The 21,056-nt window shown below is 59.9% G+C and carries 20 protein-coding genes; 16 read left to right on the top strand and 4 right to left on the bottom strand.

Annotated features, from left to right (window positions below):
- Positions 1-99 precede the first annotated feature (99 nt).
- From tilS to ispD, 6 genes are all read left to right on the top strand, one after another.
- Positions 100-1,419, top strand: a complete 1,320-nt coding sequence (gene tilS / locus N2A98_RS06605; protein WP_275623171.1) for a tRNA lysidine(34) synthetase TilS — start codon at positions 100-102, stop codon at positions 1,417-1,419.
- A 273-nt stretch (positions 1,420-1,692) separates the two neighbouring features.
- On the top strand, positions 1,693-3,324 hold the full coding sequence (locus N2A98_RS06610; protein ID WP_047712743.1) for a CTP synthase: 1,632 nt from the start codon (positions 1,693-1,695) through the stop codon (positions 3,322-3,324).
- Between the two features lie 5 nt (positions 3,325-3,329).
- On the top strand, positions 3,330-4,175 hold the full coding sequence (gene kdsA, locus N2A98_RS06615; RefSeq protein WP_003189190.1) for a 3-deoxy-8-phosphooctulonate synthase: 846 nt from the start codon (positions 3,330-3,332) through the stop codon (positions 4,173-4,175).
- A gap of 157 nt (positions 4,176-4,332) precedes the next feature.
- Positions 4,333-5,622 carry a phosphopyruvate hydratase gene (eno, locus tag N2A98_RS06620; protein ID WP_003189193.1) on the top strand — a complete coding sequence of 430 codons (1,290 nt, stop codon included), beginning with the start codon at positions 4,333-4,335 and terminating at the stop codon, positions 5,620-5,622.
- Positions 5,623-5,793: 171 nt separating this feature from the next.
- Positions 5,794-6,072, top strand: coding sequence for a cell division protein FtsB (gene ftsB / locus N2A98_RS06625; protein ID WP_003189195.1), 279 nt, complete (start codon positions 5,794-5,796; stop codon positions 6,070-6,072).
- On the top strand, positions 6,069-6,776 hold the full coding sequence (gene ispD / locus N2A98_RS06630; RefSeq protein WP_044272541.1) for a 2-C-methyl-D-erythritol 4-phosphate cytidylyltransferase: 708 nt from the start codon (positions 6,069-6,071) through the stop codon (positions 6,774-6,776). Before ftsB ends, ispD begins: the two co-directional genes overlap by 4 nt.
- 1,293 nt (positions 6,777-8,069) lie before the next feature.
- On the opposite strand, the gene N2A98_RS06635 is transcribed toward ispD, so the two are convergent.
- Positions 8,070-8,966: a LysR substrate-binding domain-containing protein gene (locus N2A98_RS06635; RefSeq protein WP_044272593.1), complete on the bottom strand. Its 897-nt coding sequence runs from the start codon at positions 8,964-8,966 to the stop codon at positions 8,070-8,072.
- Between the two features lie 109 nt (positions 8,967-9,075).
- On the opposite strand from N2A98_RS06635, the gene N2A98_RS06640 reads away from it, so the two are divergent.
- The 8 genes from N2A98_RS06640 to rpoS all read left to right on the top strand — a co-directional run bounded on the left by N2A98_RS06640 (position 9,076) and on the right by rpoS (position 16,200).
- A complete protein-coding gene (locus N2A98_RS06640; RefSeq protein ID WP_044272596.1) occupies positions 9,076-10,188 on the top strand; it encodes an S-(hydroxymethyl)glutathione dehydrogenase/class III alcohol dehydrogenase in 1,113 nt (370 codons plus the stop codon).
- An 8-nt stretch (positions 10,189-10,196) separates the two neighbouring features.
- On the top strand, positions 10,197-11,042 hold the full coding sequence (fghA, locus tag N2A98_RS06645; RefSeq protein ID WP_044272599.1) for an S-formylglutathione hydrolase: 846 nt from the start codon (positions 10,197-10,199) through the stop codon (positions 11,040-11,042).
- 55 nt (positions 11,043-11,097) lie between these two features.
- Positions 11,098-11,571 (top strand): 2-C-methyl-D-erythritol 2,4-cyclodiphosphate synthase, encoded by a 474-nt coding sequence (gene ispF, locus N2A98_RS06650; RefSeq protein WP_032893173.1) that lies wholly within the window; start codon positions 11,098-11,100, stop codon positions 11,569-11,571.
- Positions 11,568-12,626: a tRNA pseudouridine(13) synthase TruD gene (gene truD, locus N2A98_RS06655; RefSeq protein ID WP_032893171.1), complete on the top strand. Its 1,059-nt coding sequence runs from the start codon at positions 11,568-11,570 to the stop codon at positions 12,624-12,626. The genes ispF and truD overlap by 4 nt, the downstream gene beginning before the upstream one ends.
- The gene (surE, locus tag N2A98_RS06660) at positions 12,614-13,363 is read left to right on the top strand and encodes a 5'/3'-nucleotidase SurE (RefSeq protein WP_003189210.1); all 750 of its coding nucleotides are present in this window, start codon (positions 12,614-12,616) and stop codon (positions 13,361-13,363) included. Before truD ends, surE begins: the two co-directional genes overlap by 13 nt.
- 41 nt (positions 13,364-13,404) lie before the next feature.
- Positions 13,405-14,040 (top strand): protein-L-isoaspartate(D-aspartate) O-methyltransferase, encoded by a 636-nt coding sequence (locus N2A98_RS06665; RefSeq protein ID WP_169850588.1) that lies wholly within the window; start codon positions 13,405-13,407, stop codon positions 14,038-14,040.
- Positions 14,041-14,249: 209 nt separating this feature from the next.
- On the top strand, positions 14,250-15,086 hold the full coding sequence (locus N2A98_RS06670; protein ID WP_044272608.1) for a peptidoglycan DD-metalloendopeptidase family protein: 837 nt from the start codon (positions 14,250-14,252) through the stop codon (positions 15,084-15,086).
- Positions 15,087-15,192: 106 nt separating this feature from the next.
- The gene (rpoS, locus tag N2A98_RS06675) at positions 15,193-16,200 is read left to right on the top strand and encodes an RNA polymerase sigma factor RpoS (protein ID WP_003189214.1); all 1,008 of its coding nucleotides are present in this window, start codon (positions 15,193-15,195) and stop codon (positions 16,198-16,200) included.
- A gap of 212 nt (positions 16,201-16,412) precedes the next feature.
- On the opposite strand, the gene N2A98_RS06680 is transcribed toward rpoS, so the two are convergent.
- Positions 16,413-16,622: a cold-shock protein gene (locus N2A98_RS06680; protein ID WP_002554837.1), complete on the bottom strand. Its 210-nt coding sequence runs from the start codon at positions 16,620-16,622 to the stop codon at positions 16,413-16,415.
- 388 nt (positions 16,623-17,010) lie between these two features.
- On the opposite strand from N2A98_RS06680, the gene dcd reads away from it, so the two are divergent.
- Both dcd and N2A98_RS06690 read left to right on the top strand, forming a co-directional pair.
- Positions 17,011-17,577: a dCTP deaminase gene (dcd, locus tag N2A98_RS06685; RefSeq protein WP_003189215.1), complete on the top strand. Its 567-nt coding sequence runs from the start codon at positions 17,011-17,013 to the stop codon at positions 17,575-17,577.
- Between the two features lie 108 nt (positions 17,578-17,685).
- Positions 17,686-17,883 carry a hypothetical protein gene (locus N2A98_RS06690; RefSeq protein WP_005785769.1) on the top strand — a complete coding sequence of 66 codons (198 nt, stop codon included), beginning with the start codon at positions 17,686-17,688 and terminating at the stop codon, positions 17,881-17,883.
- Positions 17,884-17,906: 23 nt separating this feature from the next.
- Here the strand turns inward: N2A98_RS06690 and pdeM are convergent, their stop codons facing one another.
- Entirely contained in the window at positions 17,907-18,557 is a 651-nt protein-coding gene (pdeM, locus tag N2A98_RS06695; RefSeq protein ID WP_275623172.1) for a ligase-associated DNA damage response endonuclease PdeM, read from the bottom strand.
- On the bottom strand, positions 18,557-21,037 hold the full coding sequence (locus N2A98_RS06700) for a ligase-associated DNA damage response DEXH box helicase (RefSeq protein WP_275623173.1): 2,481 nt from the start codon (positions 21,035-21,037) through the stop codon (positions 18,557-18,559). The genes pdeM and N2A98_RS06700 overlap by 1 nt, the downstream gene beginning before the upstream one ends.
- Positions 21,038-21,056 lie beyond the last annotated feature (19 nt).

Consider the following 21,056-nt stretch of genomic DNA (forward strand, 5'->3'; position numbering starts at 1 on the left):
TACAGTGGCTGACAATCCGTATTCGCGAGCAAGCCCGCTCCCACATTTGTTTTGTGTAAGCTGGTTTATTTCATTCCAGATGAATGGCGGTACTTTGTCATGACGCCCAGCTTATCCGCCAACCTCCTGCAAACCCTAGCCCCTTGGCGTAACGCCCCGGCCTGGCACGTCGCGTTCTCGGGTGGCCTCGATTCCACTGTGCTGCTGCATCTTCTGGTCACTCTGGCAAAGTCCGAAACATTACCTCCCCTCAGCGCTGTCCATATTCACCATGGCCTGCAGACTGCCGCAGAGGTATGGCCTGCTCATTGCCAAGCGGTCTGCGACAGCCTGGGCGTGCCCCTGCGGACCATGCGCGTGCAGGTGCAGCCTGGCGCCAGTCTTGAACGTGCGGCCCGCGATGCGCGCTACCAAGCATTCATGCAGATCATGGGGGCAGGGGAGGTGCTTTTCACCGGCCAACACCGCGACGATCAAGCCGAAACCCTGCTGTTTCGCCTGCTGCGTGGTGCCGGCGTGCGAGGGTTGGCAGCTATGCCTGAGCATCGCCCCTTAGCGCAGGGCCACTTGGTGCGGCCGTTGCTGGCGTTCTCCCGTCGTGAACTGGAAGCCTACGCCCATCAGCATCAGTTGCAGTGGATCGAAGATCCCTCCAATGCTGATCCACGGTTTTCCCGCAATTACCTGCGTCACCGCGTATTCCCAACCCTGACGGAACGCTGGCCCCACGCGTTCACCCACCTGGCTCGCACGGCTGAGCATATGGCTGAGGCGCAAGGGCTGCTCGACGAGTTGGCGCTGATGGACCTGCAGCGCGCCGATCAGCCTTCTACGTTTCCCTGGTTGCCTCTGCCGTCTCTGGCGCTTGAACCATTGCGCGAACTATCCGATGCCCGCCAGCGCAACGCCCTGCGGCATTGGCTGATGCCACTGACCCGTTTACCCGACAGCGACCACTGGGCCGGTTGGCGTGCGCTGCGCGATGCCAAGGGTGACGCACAGCCCCAGTGGCGGCTGGCCGACGGTCAAATGCAGCGTAGCGGTGAACGCATCTGGTGGTTGCCCTCAACGTGGTCGGAGTTTTCCGACGCATCGGTGAGCTGGCCCGATGCGCAAAATCCACTAGAGTTAACGGGCAATGGTCAACTGAAGTTTATCGGCAAGGCGCCCGAAGGCCCGCTGCAGGTTCGTTATCGCCAAGGTGGCGAAATCATCGACGTACCGGGCCGAGGCCGGCGTGATCTCAAGCGTCTGCTGAATGAAAGCGGCATGCCGGGCTTCGTCCGTGGCAGATTGCCGCTGGTCTATCGGGGCGAGCAATTGCTGGCTGTGCCAAGCGTTGCGGGGGCATGGGCCCGGCCGGTGGGTGAGGTGCAATTGGATTGGTTGCCACAGACCTGCGATCAAGGTTTGAGCTGATAGCGCCTTTCCGGTAGACTACGCTCCCTTCTTGATACAACTTCTGTGGATTCGCCTGAATCGCAGTCGTTGCCGATTACCAAGCAGTCTTTGCTGGGCGATTCCAAAAAATGTGTAGCGATCAACGTACCGGTGTTTCATTGCTGGTCTGTCACAACGCGGCGGTTTTTTTGAAAGGTGCACTGTGATTAATGCAGGTGATCGGGGGCTTCGGCCTTCCTTCGCTTTCCCCGGCGGCTCGGACCGCTTTAACGCAGACTTCTAGGGTTTTTCATGACGCGCTACATATTCGTCACGGGCGGTGTTGTTTCTTCATTGGGGAAAGGCATTGCCTCCGCTTCATTGGCGGCCATCCTGGAGGCGCGGGGACTTAAGGTCACCATGCTCAAGCTGGACCCGTACATCAACGTTGACCCGGGCACCATGAGCCCGTTCCAGCACGGTGAAGTGTTCGTCACCCACGACGGCGCCGAGACCGACCTGGACCTGGGCCACTACGAGCGGTTCATCCGCACGACCATGACCCAGAACAACAACTTCACCACCGGCCGTGTCTACGAGCACGTGCTGCGCAAAGAGCGCCGTGGTGACTACCTGGGTGCAACCATCCAGGTGATCCCGCACATCACCGACGAAATCAAGCGCCGCATCATCAAGGGTGCAGGCGATGCCGACGTGGCGATGGTCGAGATCGGTGGCACCGTGGGTGACATCGAGTCCCAACCGTTCCTCGAAGCCATCCGCCAGTTGCGTTTCGAAGTTGGCGCCAAGCGCGCGATGCTGATGCACCTGACACTGGTGCCCTACATCGCCACTGCCGGCGAAACCAAAACCAAGCCTACCCAGCACTCGGTCAAGGAACTGCGCTCCATCGGCCTGCAGCCGGACGTGCTGGTATGCCGCTCCGATCACCCGATCGACATTTCCTCGCGCCGCAAGATCGCGCAGTTCACCAACGTTGAAGAACGTGCGGTAATTGCCCTGGAAGACGCCGACACCATTTACAAGATCCCAGGCATTCTGCATTCGCAAGGGCTGGATGATTTTGTGGTCGAGCGTTTCGGCCTGCAGTGCGGCGGCGCCGACCTGTCCGAGTGGGACGCGGTTGTCGACGCCAAGCTCAACCCTGAGCATGAAGTCACCATCGCCATGGTCGGTAAGTACATGGAGCTGCTGGACGCGTACAAGTCGCTGATCGAAGCCATGAGCCACGCCGGTATCAGCAACCGTACCAAGGTCAACCTGCGCTACATCGACTCCGAAGACATCGAGAACCAGGGCACCGCGCTGCTCGAAGGTGTTGACGCGATCCTCGTTCCCGGCGGTTTCGGCCTGCGTGGCGTGGAAGGCAAGATCACTGCCGTGCAGTACGCCCGTGAAAACAAGGTGCCGTACCTGGGTATCTGTCTGGGCATGCAAGTGGCCGTTATCGAGTTCGCCCGTAACGTGCTGGGCTGGAAAGACGCCAACTCTACCGAGTTCGATCACAGCAGCGGCCATCCAGTCGTGGGCCTGATCACCGAGTGGGAAGACGCCACTGGCGCCGTTGAAACCCGTACCGAAAGCTCCGACCTGGGTGGCACTATGCGCCTTGGCGCACAAAACTGCTTGCTGGAGCCGGGTTCGCTGGTTCATGACTGCTACGGCAAAGACGTGATCGTCGAGCGCCACCGCCACCGTTATGAAGTGAACAACAACCTGCTGCCGCAGATCAAGGAAGCCGGCCTGAAGATTTCCGGTCGCTCCGATGATGGCAAGCTGGTTGAAGTGGTCGAAGCACCGGATCATCCATGGTTCGTGGCCTGCCAGTTCCACCCTGAGTTCACCTCGACGCCGCGCGACGGTCACCCGTTGTTCAGTGGTTTCGTCAAAGCAGCACTGACGCAACATCAGAAGAAGGCGTAAACCTGATGGCCCAGAAGATCATTCGCGTAGGCGACATCGAGATTGCCAACGACAAGCCCATGGTGCTGTTTGGCGGCATGAACGTGCTGGAAAGCCGCGACATGGCGATGCAGGTGTGTGAGGAGTACGTGCGGGTCACCCAGAAACTGGGTATCCCTTATGTCTTCAAGGCCAGCTTCGACAAGGCCAACCGTTCGTCCGTGACCTCCTATCGCGGCCCGGGCCTTGAAGAAGGCATGCGGATCTTCCAGGACATCAAGCAAGCCTTCGGCGTGCCGATCATCACCGACGTCCACGAGCCTGAGCAGGCTGCCGTGGTCGCCGAGGTGTGCGACATCATCCAGTTGCCGGCCTTTCTGTCGCGCCAGACCGACCTCGTGGTCGCCATGGCCAAGACCGGCGCTGTGATCAATATCAAGAAAGCCCAGTTCCTCGCCCCCCAGGAGATGAAACACATCCTGAGCAAGTGCGTGGAAGCGGGTAACGACCAGTTGATCCTCTGCGAGCGGGGTTCAAGCTTCGGCTACAACAACCTCGTGGTGGACATGCTCGGTTTCGGCATCATGAAACAGTTCGAATACCCAGTGTTCTTCGACGTGACCCACGCGCTGCAAATGCCCGGTGGTCGTTCGGACTCCGCTGGCGGGCGACGTGCCCAGGTGACGGACCTGGCCAAGGCGGGCATGAGCCAGTCGCTGGCGGGCCTGTTCCTTGAAGCTCACCCAGACCCGGACAACGCCAAATGTGATGGCCCATGCGCCCTGCGCCTGGACAAGCTGGAGCCATTCCTGGCCCAGCTCAAGCAGTTGGACGAGCTGGTCAAGAGTTTTCCGACGGTAGAGACCGCGTAACTGGCATTTCTCCGGTAGAATTTCCCACGCTTTACGCTCAGGCCCCCGGGCCTGAGCCTTGTCGTCTGCAAGTCTGCCCCGTTGTTCCACCCTTGCGGTCGGTCAAAAGATTTCCTTCAGCTGCGTCGTTTTCGTCAACTTTGGAGTGTTTACAACAATGGCAAAAATCGTCGACATCAAAGGTCGTGAAGTTCTCGACTCCCGTGGCAACCCCACCGTCGAAGCCGACGTGCTTCTCGATAACGGCATCATCGGCAGCGCCTGCGCGCCGTCCGGTGCTTCCACCGGTTCGCGCGAAGCGCTGGAACTGCGTGATGGCGACAAGAGCCGTTACCTGGGCAAGGGTGTACTCAAGGCTGTAGCCAACATCAACGGTCCGATTCGTGACCTGTTGCTGGGCAAGGACCCGCTGGACCAGAAAGCCCTGGACCACGCGATGATCAAGCTCGACGGCACTGAAAACAAAGGCAGCCTCGGCGCCAACGCCATCCTCGCGGTGTCCCTGGCAGCTGCCAAGGCGGCCGCGCAGGACCAGGACCTGCCGTTGTACGCACACATTGCCAACCTGAACGGCACCCCTGGCGTCTACTCGATGCCGGTGCCGATGATGAACATCATCAACGGTGGCGAGCACGCGGATAACAACGTCGACATCCAGGAATTCATGGTGCAGCCGGTTGGCGCCAAGTCCTTCTCCGAAGGCCTGCGCATGGGCACCGAGATTTTCCATCACCTCAAGGCTGTACTGAAGGCCCGTGGCCTGAGCACTGCCGTGGGTGACGAAGGTGGTTTCGCGCCGAACCTGGCCTCCAACGAAGATGCACTCAAAGTCATCTCCGAAGCCGTCGCCAACGCTGGCTACAAGCTGGGCACCGACGTGACCCTGGCCCTGGACTGCGCTGCCAGCGAATTCTATGAAGACGGCAAGTACAACCTGTCCGGCGAAGGCCAGGTGTTCAACTCCGAAGGTTTTGCTGAATACCTCAAGGGCCTGACCCAGCGCTACCCGATCATCTCGATCGAAGACGGCCTGGACGAGTCCGACTGGGATGGCTGGAAAATCCTCACCGACAAGATCGGCGAGAAAATCCAGCTGGTGGGCGACGACTTGTTCGTGACCAACACCAAGATCCTGAAAGAAGGCATCGACAAGAAGATCGCCAACTCTATCCTGATCAAGTTCAACCAGATCGGCACCCTGACCGAAACCCTGGAAGCCATCCAGATGGCCAAGGCTGCGGGCTACACTGCCGTGATCTCCCATCGCTCCGGCGAAACCGAAGATTCCACCATTGCCGACCTGGCCGTGGGTACTTCGGCGGGCCAGATCAAGACCGGTTCCCTGTGCCGTTCCGATCGCGTGTCCAAGTACAACCAATTGTTGCGCATCGAAGAGCAATTGGCAGGTAAAGCTAAGTACAACGGTCGCGGCGAGTTTCGCGGCTAAGCAGTAAATGGTAAAAAGTCGGCGGATTACGTCAGAAATCTCACGAAAGTGTGAATTTCGGCGCTAATCTGCTGACTGACAAGCGCAAGCCTGGTTTTACCAGGCTTTGTGCTATCAGTTGCTGCAAAAGGTTTGCATGACTGTCTTTTTTCACTGGATACCCGGATTTCGATGCGCAGTCCCAATTGGTTGTTCCTCGTCTTGCTCTTGTTGCTGGCTGGCCTGCAGTACCGCCTATGGGTCGGTAATGGCAGCTTTGCGCAGGTAGAAGAGTTGACCCAGCAAATTGCCGACCAGCGTGCCGAAAACGAACGCCTGCTGGAGCGCAACCGCGTCCTCGACGCTGAAGTGCTTGAGCTGAAAAAAGGCACGGAGACCGTTGAAGAGCGGGCTCGTCATGAGTTGGGCATGGTCAAGGAGGGCGAAACCCTCTACCAGTTGGCCCAATGAGCCACGATTTACCGGCCTTCTGGGCCGTGATTCCTGCCGCGGGCGTCGGTGCCCGTATGGCCGCGGACCGTCCCAAGCAGTACCTGCAACTGGGCGGGCGCACTATTCTCGAACACAGCCTCGGCTGTTTTCTCGACCATCCCTCCCTCAAGGGCCTGGTGGTCAGTCTTGCAGTTGATGATCCTTATTGGCCCAGCTTGGCGTGCGCCAACGACCCGCGTATCCAGCGTGCCGACGGCGGCTCGGAACGTTCCGGCTCGGTTCTCAATGCGCTGCTGCAACTCAATGCCCTGGGCGCCAGTGATGAAGACTGGGTCTTGGTGCATGATGCTGCGCGGCCTAACCTGAGCCGTGATGATCTCGACAAGCTCTTGGCGGAACTGGCCGATGATCCGGTAGGCGGCCTGCTGGCAGTGCCAGCGCGCGACACCCTCAAGCGTGTCGACAAGCATGGCCGTGTGGTGGACACCATCGATCGCAGCTTGATCTGGCAGGCCTACACACCACAGATGTTCCGCCTGGGCGCCTTGCATCGCGCCTTGGCGGACAGCCTGGTGGCCGATGCGCTGATCACCGATGAAGCCTCGGCCATGGAGTGGTCCGGGCAAGCGCCGCGCCTGGTTGAAGGGCGGTCGGACAATATCAAGGTGACTCGGCCGGAAGATCTGGAGTGGTTGAAGTTGCGCTGGGCTAACCGGCGGTAACTTGTCAGACCGAGTTGGCCTCATCGCAGTATAGATATCGACACAACTTAGAGCCGACGCTGGACCTGTGGCGAGGGAGCTTGCTCTGGTGACGACCTGACTGCCGACGCTTATCTACCTGACACCCCACGATCCAACCGTGGCTTGCCTGCGCGACACCCATCTACCTGACACCCCAATGATCCCACTGTGGGAGCGGGCTTGCTCGCGAAGGCGGCCTGGCAGGCGACACTGTTATCCGTGTACATATCCATTCCTGCGGTAACGGCCACTTAGGGTTCCGCTCTGACAGCGGCTCACTTTTGAACAGCGCAAAAGTAAGCAAAACGCTCTTGCCCCACCACTCGGCACCTCGCTTGGGCTCGGTGTGCCCGAACGCAGGCTTGAATCCGTGGGCCGCCGCCACGCGCCATCCCTGGCGCGGGGCGGCTAACCCGGCGTCCTGCCGGGTTACCCACGAATTCAAGCCTGCGTTCGGCCAGCGTGGTTTAACGGGGCGCCTGAGATCAAGATCACAAGCAGATCAAGATCAAGAGCGGCTCGCTTCGCATCGTGGTTACGGTCGCTACAGAGTTGTGTAGATACCTATGGCTATCAGGCAAGCCACCTCCCACATTTGGTCGCTGCCATAACAAACAACTCAGCCAACTGTGAGCCGGGCTTGCCCGCGATGAGCATAGGTATCTACATAACTTTGTGGGCTGTAGCAGCAGGCGGTAACCACGATGCGAAGCGAGCCGCTCTTGATCTGCTCTTGATCTTAGGCGCCCCGTTAAACCACGTTGGCCGGAATTCGACAGGGATTTGGGGGGTAAACCGGCAGGGATGCCGGTTTAGCCGCCCCGCGCCATGGATGGCGCGTGGCGGCGGCCCCCCAAATCACTGGCGGATTACGGGCACACCGAGCCCAAGCGAGGTGCCGAGTGGTGGGGCGAGGACCTTTTGGTTACTTTTGGGTCCTTCCAAAAGTGACCCGCTGTCAGAGCGGAACCCTAAGTAGCCGTTACCGCAGCAATGGATATGTACTCGATATAACAGTGTCGACTGTGAGGCCGCCTTCGCGAGCAAGCCCGCTCCCACAGTTGAATTGTGGGGTGTCAGGTAGAGAAGTGTCGGCTGGCAGGCCGTCTTCGCAGGCAAGCCAGCTCCCACATTTAGATCGCGGTGCCTCAGCCAGATCAGCGTCGTCTGTCAGTCCGTCACGGGAGCAAGCTCCCTCGCCACAGATTTAGCGTTGTGCCGTAGTTGTGTCGATACCTATGCCGCGATGAGGCCGGTGCAGGCCACCTCAATTCAATGCTTGTACTCCGGCCTTTCAGCCAATCCCACCTTCAAGAAATCCACCAACTTCCTCACCTTCGGCGACAAATGCCGCTGCTGCGGATACAACGCCCACACCGCAGTATTCGGCGGTTGATGAGCCTCCAGCAACGACACCAACGCCCCGCTGTGCAGATGCTCCAGCACGTAGTAGTCCGGTAACTGGCACAAGCCCATGCCTTGCAATGCCGCATCCAGCACTGCTTGCCCACTGTTGCAGCGCCAATTGCCTTGCACGCGCTGGGAAAATTCCCGCCCGTCCTGGGCCATTTGCCAGATATCCGAGCTGCCAATCAGGCAGTTGTGCCGGCTCAACTCCGACAAGCTGTGTGGCCGACCGTACCGTTCGAGGTAGGAGGGCGAGGCACACAGGTACATGCGCCGAGGCGCCAGGCGGCTGGCAACCATGCGCGAGTCTTGCAAACGTCCCAGGCGGATGGCCAGGTCGAGGCCTTCGTGGACCAGGTCCAGCGAGCGATTGGTCAACTCGATGTCCACGCGCAGTTGCGGATAGTGCGCCATAAAGCGTGTCACCAGCGGCACGATAAAACGCTCGCCATAGGCCACAGCGCAGGTCATACGCAACATGCCCTTGGGTTCGCTGGTCAAGTCGCCCACCGCGCGCAAGGCCTCCTCGCGACCGTCCTGCAGGCGTTGGCAGTGTTGCAGGAAGGTCTGGCCGGCTTCGGTCAGCGTCACCTTGCGTGTGCTGCGGTACAGCAATCGGGTTTGCAGGCGTTCTTCCAGGCGCGCCACTTGCCGGCTGACGTGGGAGGAGGATACCCCCAGTCGCTCCGCCGCCGCCGTGAACTGGCTGCATTCGGCCACCGCGACAAACTCGTCAATGCCTTCCCAGCGGTTCTCGAGCATGTTGATTGTCCCTGTACGGCAATAATGTTTTGCTTTTGCCTGGATTATTCATCAAAGGGCGATGTTTTACACTCACAGCCTTAGTTTTTAACCCGATGGAGAAACCCGGATGATCAAGTCCCGCGCCGCCGTAGCCTTCGAAGCCAAGAAGCCCCTTGAGATTGTTGAAGTGGATGTCGCCATGCCCAAGGCTGGCGAGGTGTTGCTGCGGGTGGTCGCGTCCGGCGTGTGTCACACCGACGCCTACACCTTGTCGGGCGCTGATCCGGAAGGCATCTTTCCGTCGATCCTGGGCCATGAAGGCGGCGCAGTGGTCGAAGCCATCGGCGAGGGCGTGACCTCGGTCGCTGTGGGCGATCATGTGATCCCGCTGTACACCCCGGAATGCGGCAAGTGCAAGTTCTGCCTGAGTGGCAAGACCAACCTGTGCCAGGCCATTCGCGCCACGCAGGGCAAGGGCTTGATGCCGGATGGCACCACGCGGTTCTCCTACAAGGGCCAGCCGATTTTCCACTACATGGGCACCTCGACGTTCTCCGAGTACACCGTGCTGCCGGAAATCTCCGTGGCCAAGATTCCTAAAGAAGCGCCGCTGGAAAAAGTCTGCCTGCTCGGTTGCGGTGTCACCACCGGCATCGGTGCGGTGATCAACACCGCCAAGGTCAAGCCGGGCGATACCGTGGCCGTCTTCGGCCTGGGCGGCATTGGTCTGTCGGCGATTATCGGCGCGGTCAAGGCCAACGCCGGTCGCATCATCGCCATTGATATCAACCCGGCCAAGTTCGAAATCGCCAAGCAACTGGGCGCCACTGATTGCATCAACCCGAAAGACTACGACCGCCCGATCCAGGACGTGATTGTCGACCTGACTGATGGCGGCGTGGACTTTTCCTTTGAATGCATTGGCAATGTGCAACTGATGCGTGCGGCCCTTGAGTGCTGCCACAAAGGCTGGGGCGAATCGGTGATCATCGGTGTGGCCGGTGCTGGCCAGGAAATCGCTACACGTCCGTTCCAACTGGTCACCGGGCGCGTCTGGCGTGGTTCGGCGTTTGGTGGCGTGCGCGGTCGTACCGAATTGCCAAGCTACGTGGAAATGGCCCAGACCGGTGAAATCCCGCTGGATACCTTCATCACCCACACCATGGGCCTGGAAGATATCAACAAAGCGTTTGACCTGATGCATGAAGGCAAGAGCATTCGTACCGTCATTCACTTCTGAGGTCGGCCATGAGTCTGGAAAACCTGTCATGCCAGAAGAGCTTCGGCGGCTGGCATAAACGTTACAAGCATCATTCCGATGTGCTGGGTTGCGACATGACCTTTGCCGTCTACCTGCCGCCGCAAGCGGAGCAGGGCGGCAAGCTGCCGGTGTTGTATTGGCTGTCCGGGTTGACCTGTACTGACGAGAACTTCATGCACAAGGCCGGCGCCCAGCGCATGGCTGCCGAACTGGGCTTGATCATCGTCGCGCCAGATACCAGCCCCCGTGGCCCTGGCGTGCCGGGCGACCCGGACAATGCCTGGGACTTCGGCCTCGGCGCGGGCTTCTACCTCAATGCCACCCAGGAACCCTGGGCCAAGCACTATCGGATGCATGACTACGTGGTGCGGGAATTGCCGGCATTGGTAGAGGCGCATTTCCCTGCCTCCGATAAGCGCGGTATCAGCGGCCACTCCATGGGGGGGCACGGTGCGCTGGTCTGTGCATTGCGCAATCCTGGACGTTACCTGTCGGTGTCGGCGTTTTCGCCGATCAACAACCCGATGGACTGTCCGTGGGGCCAGAAAGCCTTTTCCCGTTATTTGGGGGAAGAGCGTTCGAAATGGCGCGAATGGGATGCCTGCGTGCTGATCAGCGAAGCCTCGGAAAAGTTGCCCCTCTTGGTGGACCAGGGCGATCGCGACGATTTCCTTGAGGTCCAACTCAAGCCCGAAGCCTTGCAGCAAGCGGCCAAGGCGGCCAACCATCCGCTGGAACTGCGCCTGCAGCCTGGCTACGACCACAGCTACTTCTTCATCGCCAGCTTCATCGAAGACCATTTGCGGCATCATGGTCGTGCTTTGCTCGGTTAATCCGAGGCAAAAGTAGGTAGAATCACGCCCTGAATTAAATCGGGGCGTTTTTTTTATGCGTATTGGCCACGGCTACGATGTGCACCGTTTCGCTGAAGGCGATTTCATCACCCTGGGCGGCGTGCGCATTGCACACCACCATGGGTTGCTGGCTCATTCCGACGGCGACGTGGTCTTGCACGCCTTGAGCGATGCCTTGCTCGGCGCGGCGGCATTGGGCGATATCGGCAAGCACTTTCCGGACACTGATCCCACCTTCAAGGGCGCGGACAGCCGTGTGTTGCTGCGCCATGTGGTCGGTCTGATCCACGCCAAGGGCTGGAAGGTCGGCAACGTCGATAACACCATCGTCGCCCAGGCGCCAAAAATGGCCCCCCATATCGAAGCGATGCGCGCAGCGATCGCCGCAGACCTGCAAATTGAATTGGATCAAGTCAACGTGAAAGCCACCACCACCGAAAAGCTCGGGTTTACCGGTCGTGAAGAGGGCATCGCAGTGCACTCCGTCGCCTTGTTGCTGCGCGCATGAACGACCTGCAACTGCTGGGCCCGCGGGCCTATGGCGAGGCCCTGGGCAGCGCGGTACTCAAGGCCACGGCCGAAGACTTCCAGGTTGATGAGGTGCTGGACATCCCGCTGACCGGCGATGGCGAGCACCTGTGGTTGTGGGTGGAAAAGCGCGGCTTGAACACCGAGGAGGCCGCACGGCGTATCGCCAAGGCTGCTGGCGTACCGTTGCGCACCGTCAGCTATGCCGGGCTCAAGGACCGTCAGGCCCTGACCCGTCAGTGGTTCAGCGTGCAATTGCCCGGCAAGGCCGACCCGGACATGAGCGGCGCAGAAAACGACACCCTCAAGATCCTGAAAACCGCCCGTCACAAGCGCAAGCTGCAGCGTGGTGCCCATTCGGCCAACGGCTTCACCCTGCGCCTGACCCAACTGGCCGGCGACACCGCTGCCATCGACGCACGTCTGCAGTTGATTGCCCGGCACGGCATCCCCAATTACTTCGGCACCCAGCGTTTTGGCCACAACGGCGGCAACGTAGTAGACGCTCGCGAGTGGGCTGCTCGCAAGGCCCTGCCCGAGCAGCGCAACGTGCGCTCGCGCTTGCTGTCCACGGCTCGCAGTTACCTGTTCAACAAAGTATTGGCGGCCCGCGTCGCCGATGGTTCATGGCAGCGAGCGCAAGTCGGCGATCTGCTGGCATTTACCGACAGTCGCAGTTTTTTTCCGGCCGGGGAAGCTGAATGCAGTGACCCGCGCCTGGCGATCCTGGACCTGCATCCCACCGGCCCGCAGTGGGGCGAAGGCGATTCGCCGGCGAAAGGTCTTACATATGAGCTGGAACAATCTGTCGCTGCTGGCGAAGCTGACCTACGTGATTGGCTGGTGAAGGCGGGAATGAGCCAGGAACGTCGCATTCTGCGACTGCCCATTGGCGGGTTGACGTGGCATTATCCCGGGCCTGACATTCTGCAATTGGAATTCGTCCTGCCGGCCGGATGCTTCGCCACTGTCTTGGTGCGCGAGCTTGTTGATCTGGTGCCGGTGGGGCAGACGGACAGCCCATGCGTATTCTGATATCAAACGATGACGGTGCCACCGCACCCGGTCTTGCCGCGCTCCATGCTGCGCTGCAGGATTACGCCGAGTGCGTGGTGGTTGCCCCCGACCAGGACAAGAGCGGCGCCAGCAGTTCGCTGACGCTCGACCGTCCGCTGCACCCGCGGGTCCTGGCCAATGGCTTTATCAGCGTTAACGGAACCCCCACCGACTGCGTGCACCTGGCAATCAACAGTTTGCTGGAGCACCAGCCAGACCTGGTGGTTTCGGGAATCAACCTGGGCGCCAACCTGGGTGACGACGTGCTGTATTCCGGCACCGTGGCGGCGGCCCTTGAAGGGCGCTTCCTGGGCCGCACCGGCTTTGCCTTTTCCTTTGCCTCGCGGCAATTGGATAACCTGGCGACGGCGGCCTACTACGCGCGCAAGTTGGTGGAGGCCCATGCTTCCCTGGACCTGCCGCCGCGTACAGTGCTCAACGTCAATATCCCCAACTTGCCCCTTGACCACATTCGCGGTATCCAGCTCACGCGCCTGGGCCATCGCGCCCGTGCGGCGGCGCCCTTGAAGGTGGTCGACCCACGCGGCAAGGAAGGCTATTGGATCGCCGCGGCCGGCGACGCCGAAGATGGCGGCGAGGGCACGGACTTTCATGCGGTGATGCAAGGCTATGTCTCCGTTACCCCGTTGCTGTTTGATCGCACCTTCAGTGATGCCTTCAGTGGCCTTGATGGCTGGCTGGAGGGACTGCGTTGATGGCTCGTGAACAAGACGACTTGTTGCGCCGTGGCATCGGGATGACCTCCCAGCGTACCCGGGAACGATTGATCCAGCGTCTGTATGAAGAAGGCTTGTCCAACGCGCAGGTGCTGGAAGTGATTCGGCGCACGCCGCGGCACCTGTTTGTCGATGAGGCCCTGGCGCATCGCGCCTATGAAGACACGGCGTTGCCCATCGGCCACAACCAGACCATCTCCCAGCCTTACATGGTCGCGCGCATGAGCGAGCTGCTGCTGGCGGCGGGGCCTTTGGACAAGGTGCTGGAGATTGGCACCGGCTCCGGCTACCAGACGGCCGTGCTGTCGCAATTGGTAGAGCGGGTGTTTTCGGTCGAGCGCATCAAGGTGCTGCAGGACCGGGCCAAAGAGCGTCTGGTGGAGCTGAACCTGCGCAACGTGGTATTCCGCTGGGGCGATGGCTGGGAGGGCTGGCCGGCGCTGGCGCCCTACAACGGTATCATTGTCACCGCCGTGGCCACCGATGTGCCGCAAGCCTTGCTGGATCAATTGGCACCTGGCGGGCGGTTGGTCATCCCGGTGGGCTCCGGCGAAGTGCAACAGTTGATGCTTATTATCCGTGAGGACGAAGGTTTTTCCCGGCATGTACTCGGTGCCGTGCGTTTCGTACCTTTGCTCAACGGCCCGCTGGCCTGATCATTTATTCGTGCGCAGTGAATTCTGTAAGCGGGGATGTGTCTTACGGCGGGGTCTATTGAATCAACATGCCTGGCGGCCACGATTAAACATGATGAATTTTTCCTTTCAGTCATGTGCCAGTAAAAAGCCAATGCCCAGTTATACTTGCGTCATATTTCAAGCCTGATCCAGGCGTTAACGTTCAGCCACCACAAAGGGAGCGGCGGGTGAGTCTCACAGGTCCTGCGCAGCGAATGAGTAAAACAAGCTTTCAGCGACTGGTGCTTGGCCTTGTCTTGAGTTCCTTATTGGCAGCCTGCTCGAGCACGCCATCCGGTGGTGCGCGGGTCGTTGACCGTACCAACGCAACCCCACAAAGACCCACGGTGACCACTGGCCAATACGTGGTGCGCAAAGGCGACACCCTGTTCTCGATTGCCTTCCGTTATGGCTGGGATTACAAAGCGCTGGCCGCCCGTAACAACATTCCTGTGCCGTATACGATCCATCCAGGGCAGACCATTCGTTTCGATGGCCGCTCAGGTTCTGCACCTACGGCAGTTGTGACAAAGTCGGGATCTTCGCCATCGTCCTCCAGCAAGACCACCATCATTACCCGGCCTGCAGGCAGCGCCGCGCCTGCGGTTGCGAGCAAGCCGGCACCCGCGCCGTTGCCACCCGCCGGGCCTGCGCCGACCGGTTGGGGATGGCCTTCAAACGGAGTGTTGATTGGAAAATTCTCTTCAAACGGTAGTTTGAATAAAGGCATTGATATCGCCGGGGATTTGGGACAGCCTGTTTTAGCTGCGTCTGATGGGACAGTGGTGTACGCCGGGAGTGGTTTGCGGGGCTACGGCGAGCTGGTCATCATCAAACACAGCGATACCTACGTCAGTGCCTACGGTCATAACCGCAGGTTGTTGGTTCGGGAGGGGCAGCAGGTCAAGGTCGGACAGACGATTGCCGAAATGGGGTCAACGGGCACAGACCGGGTGAAACTGCACTTTGAGATTCGCCGCCAAGGGAAGCCTGTAGATCCGCTGCAATTCCTGCCCCGTCGTTGATGTGTTGCACAGCCTGTTCCCTCACGTAGAAGGAACAGGCTCCAGCGTTGCCAAGGATAGAGGCGTCGCTTGAGCTTGAGGTCGAACTCACCAAAGGACTATAACAATGGCTCTCAGTAAAGAAGTGCCGGAGTTTGACATCGACGATGAGGTTCTCCTTATGGAGGCCGGTATCGATTTGGAAACGATGTCAGATAATGAAGGGGTATCACCACCTTCAGTTCGCACCAAATCCAAAAATGCTGCCGCGTTGAAGCAGCACAAGTACGTTGACTACACGCGGGCGCTCGACGCGACCCAGCTGTACCTCAATGAAATCGGCTTTTCCCCTCTGTTGACCCCCGAAGAAGAAGTCCATTTTGCGCGTTTGTCGCAGAAGGGTGATCCGGCTGGGCGTAAGCGCATGATTGAAAGCAACCTGCGCCTGGTGGTGAAAATCGCCCGACGCTACGTCAATCGTGGGTTGTCCCTGCTGGACCTGATCGAGGAGGGCAACCTGGGCTTGATCCGGGCTGTGGAGAAATTCGACCCTGAGCGGGGCTTCCGTTTCTCCACCTACGCCACCTGGTGGATTCGCCAGACCATCGAACGGGCGATCATGAATCAGACCCGCACGATCCGGTTGCCGATCCATGTGGTCAAGGAGCTCAACGTCTACCTGCGGGCGGCGCGTGAGCTGACGCAAAAACTCGATCATGAACCCTCGCCTGAAGAAATCGCCAACCTGCTGGAAAAACCGGTAGGGGAGGTCAAGCGCATGCTGGGCCTTAACGAGCGTGTGTCTTCGGTGGATGTTTCGCTGGGGCCGGATTCGGATAAGACCCTGCTGGACACCCTGACCGATGATCGTCCAACAGACCCTTGCGAGCTGTTGCAGGACGATGATCTTTCCCAAAGTATTGACCAGTGGCTGTCAGAGCTCACGGACAAGCAGCGTGAAGTGGTGATTCGCCGCTTCGGCCTGCGCGGCCATGAGAGCAGCACCCTGGAGGATGTAGGCCTGGAGATTGGCCTGACCCGTGAGCGGGTGCGGCAGATCCAGGTAGAGGGCCTCAAGCGCTTGCGCGAGATCCTGGAGAAGAATGGCTTGTCGAGTGAGTCGTTGTTCCAGTAACAACGCAGCTTGAAGGTTTGAATGTGGGAGGGGGCTTGCTCCCGAAAGCAGTGTGACAGTCGCTGATGTGTTGACTGATGCACCGCATTCGGGAGCAAGCCCCCTCCCACATTTTTTTGTGTCCGACATTACATCGGTGTGGCGCACCAAATTCCAGGCATAAAAAAACCCCGCTTTTAAGGGCGGGGTTTTTTCGACTAAGTCAGTACAAGTTAGATAACTTGAACTTCTTCAGCTTGCATGCCTTTCTGACCGCGGGTAGCGATGAAAGAAACCTGTTGGCCTTCTTTCAGGCTTTTGAAGCCGTCGGATTGGATAGCTTTGAAGTGAACGAACAGGTCGTCACCGGATTGTGGAGTGATGAAGCCGAAGCCTTTTTCATCGTTGAACCACTTAACGGTACCAGTTTGGCGATTAGACATGGTGTATCTCCTTGGACAAAGTTAACTGCGACTCAGGAAAAGCCCTGGCCGAGACTGAGTGCAAAGAGCAGGAAAAATTCTTGGAGATGGTTGGATCGAAATTCAACATATCGTGTAGAGATTCTCAGTGACACAAGCAGCACAGTGGCGCCACCTTAACCCTTTTTCCGGAACGTGCCAATGGTATTTCCGAAGGTTTCTCTATTTTCGTGACTGGCGGTGGTATTTACAGTCATTGCCGCCGGCCATCCGGGCCCCGGCCACGCTGGCTGCGGCTTATAGCTGGCGGTGCATTCATCAAGAAAACCCGTGCGGCCTTTGAACCCCAACGCCGGCCCCGGTAAGATGGCCCACAGATTTTTTTCGCCTCGCTATTCAGGACACCGCCATGAGCATCAAATCGGACAAGTGGATTCGCCGCATGGCGCAGGAACACGGCATGATCGAGCCGTTCGTCGAACGCCAGATTCGTGGTGAAGGCGACGAGCGCGTGATTTCGTACGGCGTTTCCAGCTATGGCTACGACGTGCGTTGCGCCGATGAATTCAAGGTGTTCACCAACATCAATTCGGCGATCGTCGATCCGAAAAACTTCGACGAAAAGAGCTTCGTCGACGTCAAGAGCGACGTGTGCATCATCCCGCCCAACTCTTTCGCCCTGGCGCGCACCGTGGAGTTCTTCCGTATTCCTCGCGACGTGCTGACCATCTGCCTGGGTAAAAGCACCTACGCCCGCTGCGGCATTATCGTCAACGTCACGCCGCTTGAGCCTGAGTGGGAAGGCCACGTGACCCTGGAATTCTCCAACACCACCACCTTGCCGGCGAAAATCTACGCCAACGAAGGCGTGGCACAAATGCTGTTCTTGCAGTCCGACGAGGCCTGTGAAGTGTCCTACAAAGACCGTGCGGGCAAGTATCAGGGCCAACGCGGCGTCACTCTCCCACGCGCTTGATCTAAAGCTCCTACGGGCAAAGGGAATTTGTCTGCAGAAAGTGACTCTATCTAGGTGTACTGCTTCGGCGCGTGTGAAACGCGCCGGGCCATACTTGAGGAGTACCCTATGAAGATCGACCCGCGAATCAGCGCAGAACTCGCCCGGCTTGAACCCAACCAGATTGGTGTTCTGGCCTGGTCCTTGATGGCCAACCCCGCGCACGCGGGTGGCATCCCCGGTCAACCCGAACCTGATTACCCGCAGCCTACCGAGCCGGGTGAGCCGACCTTACCGGACGAGCCACCACCCGCGCCTGTTGCCTGATACCTGAGCGGGCCTTTATCGATTCATTGAATCGGCCAGACTTGGTGATCGCCGATCACAAAGATTCGGTCGTCCTGGGCCTGCTCCACGGCATAACCCCCTGTAAACGCGCCAAAGGCTGGCAGCAGGCTAACCTGAGCGCCGATCTGGAAGCACGGCAAGCGCAGCCGTTGGCGCCCTTTGCCTCGCAGGTGGTACACCGGATGCACATGCCCCGCCAGTACATGGTGGCTGGCGTGTGCGTCTGGCTCATGTTGCAAGGCGAACGGGCCCATCAGCAGAGGCTCCGCGACCACCTCGATGCCCAAATCCAGCGGTGGGTCGCCGGCGCGTTTGTCGTGATTGCCGCGAATCAAGGTCAGGGCCAGTGGGCGATTGCGCTCACGCCAGGCCCGGATTGCGTTCAGGGTGCCGCTGGCGTGAGAGCCAGGGCCGTGCAGGAAATCGCCGAGAAAGATCAACTGCGCGCAGGGCAGGGCCGTTAACAGCCTGTCCAGGCATTCCAGGTTGGCCGTAGTCGTGCCCTGTGGCACCGGTTGCCCCAGGCTGCGATAGGCCGACGCCTTGCCAAAATGCGCATCGGCAATCAACAGGCATCGACGTGCGGGCCAATAAACGGCCTTGTCCGGCAATAGCCATAGCTCTTCGCCTTCCAGCATCAGTGGGTAATGCATCAGCCTTGCCCTTTGTCGGCGACTTTTTCCAGGTCCTTGACCATCCGCGCGATGCGCTCCGAGAGTTTTTCCGAGCTCATGCTTTCGCGCATCCGTTCTACCAGCAGCGGAAAGGCCAAGGGCGTGGGCCGCTGGATCGTGTGCAGGTCCAACTTCAACGTCGACAGATGATTCAGCGTCTGTTCCAGCCGACGAATATCCAATTCATCACGCAGAACTTCTTCACCGGCCTGGGCCAGCAGCAGGTTCTGTGGGTCATATTGCTTGAACACCTCAAAGAACAAACCGCTGGAGGCCTGCACTTGTCGCGTGCTTTTGGGCGCGCCGGGATACCCGGCAAATACCAGCCCTGCGATTCGCGCAATCTCGCGAAAGCGGCGCAGGGCCAGTTCGCCGGCATTGAGGCTGGCGATCACGTCAGCCAGCAGGTCTTGGGGGCTCAACAACTGGGTATTCAACAGTCGTGGCCACTGCACCTCGGTGGCGCTCAACAGCTCCAGGCCATAATCATTCACCGCAATCGAGAAGGTCAGCGGCTGCTGTTGGCTGACCCGCCAGGCCAGCAAACTGGCCAAGCCCAGGTGTACCTGGCGGCCAGCGAAGGGGTACAGAAACAGGTGCCAGCCTTCCCGCGACCGCAGGGTTTCAGCCAGCAAATGCTCACGGGTCGGCAGGCCGGACCAGCGCAATTGGGTGTGCAGCAGCGGTTGCACCGCCTGCATTTCCGGGCCGTCGAAGTGCCCATGCGCGGCGGCATCAAAACGCTCGACCACCGCCTGGGCCAGTTCGTTGGAAAGCGGCATGCGCCCGCCGTTCCAGCGTGGCACGGCGGCTTTTTTCGCGGTGCTGCGTCGCACATAGGCGGTCATGTTTTCCACGCGCACCAGCTCCAGCAAGCGTCCGGCAAACAGAAACCCATCCCCCGGCTTGAGCCTTGCAATAAAGCCTTCCTCGACACTGCCCAGGTTCTTGCCGCCGCCGCCTTTGCTCCAGAACTTGAGCTGGATACTGGCATCACTGACGATGGTGCCGACACTCATGCGATGGCGGCGTGCGAGGCGTGCATCCGGGACACGCCAGATGCCCTGTTCATCGGGCTCCACGCGGCGGTAATCCGGATAAGCGGTGAGTGACAGGCCACCATGGCGCACGAACCCCAGGGCCCAGGCCCAATCCGCTTCGGTGAGGTCGCGATAGGCCCAGGCGCCGCGCACTTCGTCCAACAGTGCCGCCGGGGTAAAGCCGCCGCCCAAGGCCATGCTGACCAGGTGTTGTACCAGCACATCCAACGGCTTGTAAGGTGATTCCCGCGCTTCGATGCGCCGTTGGGCGATTGCATCCTGGGCGGCCGCCGCCTCCACCAACTCGAGGCTGTGGGTTGGCACCAGGGTTACCCGTGAGGGCCGCCCAGGCGCGTGGCCGGAGCGCCCGGCGCGTTGCATCAACCGCGCTACGCCCTTGGCGGAGCCGATTTGCAGCACCCGTTCCACCGGCAGGAAGTCCACGCCCAGGTCGAGGCTGGAGGTGCACACCACCGCCTTGAGCTGCCCGTCTTTCAACGCCCGCTCCACCCAGTCGCGGGTCTCGCGCGATAACGAACCGTGGTGCAGGGCAATCAAGCCGGCCCAGTCCGGACGCGCGTCCAGAATCGCCTGGTACCAGATCTCCGACTGCGCCCGGGTATTGGTAAACACCAGGCAACTGCTGCTGGCCTCCACCTCATTGACCACCTGCGGCAACATCTTCAAACCGATATGCCCGGCCCAAGGGAAACGCTCGGTGACCGCCGGCAACAGGGTGTCGACCTTCAGCGCCTTTGCCGTTTGCCCCTGCACATTGACCCCGCCACCCTGTGGGACCAAAACCTCCAACGCGTGAGCCTGATTACCCAAGGTCGCTGAAATGCCCCACACCATCAATTGCGGATGCCAGCGTCGCAAGCGTGCCAGCGCCAGTTGCAACTGCACGCCGCGCTTATTGCCGATCAGTTCATGCCATTCATCCACGATGACCATGCGCAGGTGCGCCAGGCTGGTTTCACTGTCGGCACGGGCCAGCATCAACGTCAGGCTTTCCGGGGTGGTGATCAGGGCGGTGGGTTGGCGACGGGTCTGGCGCGCGCGTTCACTGCTGCTGGTGTCACCGGTGCGCAGGCCCACGCTCCAGGGAATCTGCAACGCCTCCAGTGGGGCTTGCAGGGCGCGAGCGGAGTCGGCGGCCAAGGCGCGCATCGGCGTGATCCACAGCACGCTCAGCGGCTCGGCAGGCGGCTTGCGTTTGCCTGTGGCGGGCGGGCGGGTGATGGCGAAACGGTTGAGGGCGGCAAACCACAGGGCATAGGTTTTACCCGCCCCGGTGCTGGCATGCAGCAACCCCGACTGGCCGGCCTTGACCGCGGCCCATACCTCTTTCTGAAAGGCGAATGGCTTCCAGCCTTGGGTGGCAAACCATTGCTTGGCGAAGTCGTGGTTTTTTGCCATGCGGCAGCGGACGCTCTGG

Origin of the sequence: Pseudomonas sp. FJ2-5-13, from assembly GCF_029201605.1 — a bacterium.
Taxonomy (GTDB): domain Bacteria; phylum Pseudomonadota; class Gammaproteobacteria; order Pseudomonadales; family Pseudomonadaceae; genus Aquipseudomonas; species Aquipseudomonas lactis.

Bases quoted from the DNA above. Each gene is read 5' to 3' on its own strand.
- N2A98_RS06610 (WP_047712743.1), top strand. From the start codon at position 1,693: ATGACGCGCTACATATTCGTCACGGGCGGTGTTGTTTCTTCATTGGGG.
- ispF (WP_032893173.1), top strand. From the start codon at position 11,098: ATGCGTATTGGCCACGGCTACGATGTGCACCGTTTCGCTGAAGGCGAT.
- dcd (WP_003189215.1), top strand. From the start codon at position 17,011: ATGAGCATCAAATCGGACAAGTGGATTCGCCGCATGGCGCAGGAACAC.
- eno (WP_003189193.1), top strand. From the start codon at position 4,333: ATGGCAAAAATCGTCGACATCAAAGGTCGTGAAGTTCTCGACTCCCGT.
- N2A98_RS06700 (WP_275623173.1), bottom strand. From the start codon at position 21,037: ATGGCAAAAAACCACGACTTCGCCAAGCAATGGTTTGCCACCCAAGGC.
- N2A98_RS06635 (WP_044272593.1), bottom strand. From the start codon at position 8,966: ATGCTCGAGAACCGCTGGGAAGGCATTGACGAGTTTGTCGCGGTGGCC.
- surE (WP_003189210.1), top strand. From the start codon at position 12,614: ATGCGTATTCTGATATCAAACGATGACGGTGCCACCGCACCCGGTCTT.
- N2A98_RS06690 (WP_005785769.1), top strand. From the start codon at position 17,686: ATGAAGATCGACCCGCGAATCAGCGCAGAACTCGCCCGGCTTGAACCC.
- N2A98_RS06665 (WP_169850588.1), top strand. From the start codon at position 13,405: ATGACCTCCCAGCGTACCCGGGAACGATTGATCCAGCGTCTGTATGAA.
- truD (WP_032893171.1), top strand. From the start codon at position 11,568: ATGAACGACCTGCAACTGCTGGGCCCGCGGGCCTATGGCGAGGCCCTG.
- ftsB (WP_003189195.1), top strand. From the start codon at position 5,794: ATGCGCAGTCCCAATTGGTTGTTCCTCGTCTTGCTCTTGTTGCTGGCT.
- N2A98_RS06680 (WP_002554837.1), bottom strand. From the start codon at position 16,622: ATGTCTAATCGCCAAACTGGTACCGTTAAGTGGTTCAACGATGAAAAA.
- fghA (WP_044272599.1), top strand. From the start codon at position 10,197: ATGAGTCTGGAAAACCTGTCATGCCAGAAGAGCTTCGGCGGCTGGCAT.
- N2A98_RS06640 (WP_044272596.1), top strand. From the start codon at position 9,076: ATGATCAAGTCCCGCGCCGCCGTAGCCTTCGAAGCCAAGAAGCCCCTT.
- kdsA (WP_003189190.1), top strand. From the start codon at position 3,330: ATGGCCCAGAAGATCATTCGCGTAGGCGACATCGAGATTGCCAACGAC.
- rpoS (WP_003189214.1), top strand. From the start codon at position 15,193: ATGGCTCTCAGTAAAGAAGTGCCGGAGTTTGACATCGACGATGAGGTT.
- tilS (WP_275623171.1), top strand. From the start codon at position 100: ATGACGCCCAGCTTATCCGCCAACCTCCTGCAAACCCTAGCCCCTTGG.
- ispD (WP_044272541.1), top strand. From the start codon at position 6,069: ATGAGCCACGATTTACCGGCCTTCTGGGCCGTGATTCCTGCCGCGGGC.
- pdeM (WP_275623172.1), bottom strand. From the start codon at position 18,557: ATGCATTACCCACTGATGCTGGAAGGCGAAGAGCTATGGCTATTGCCG.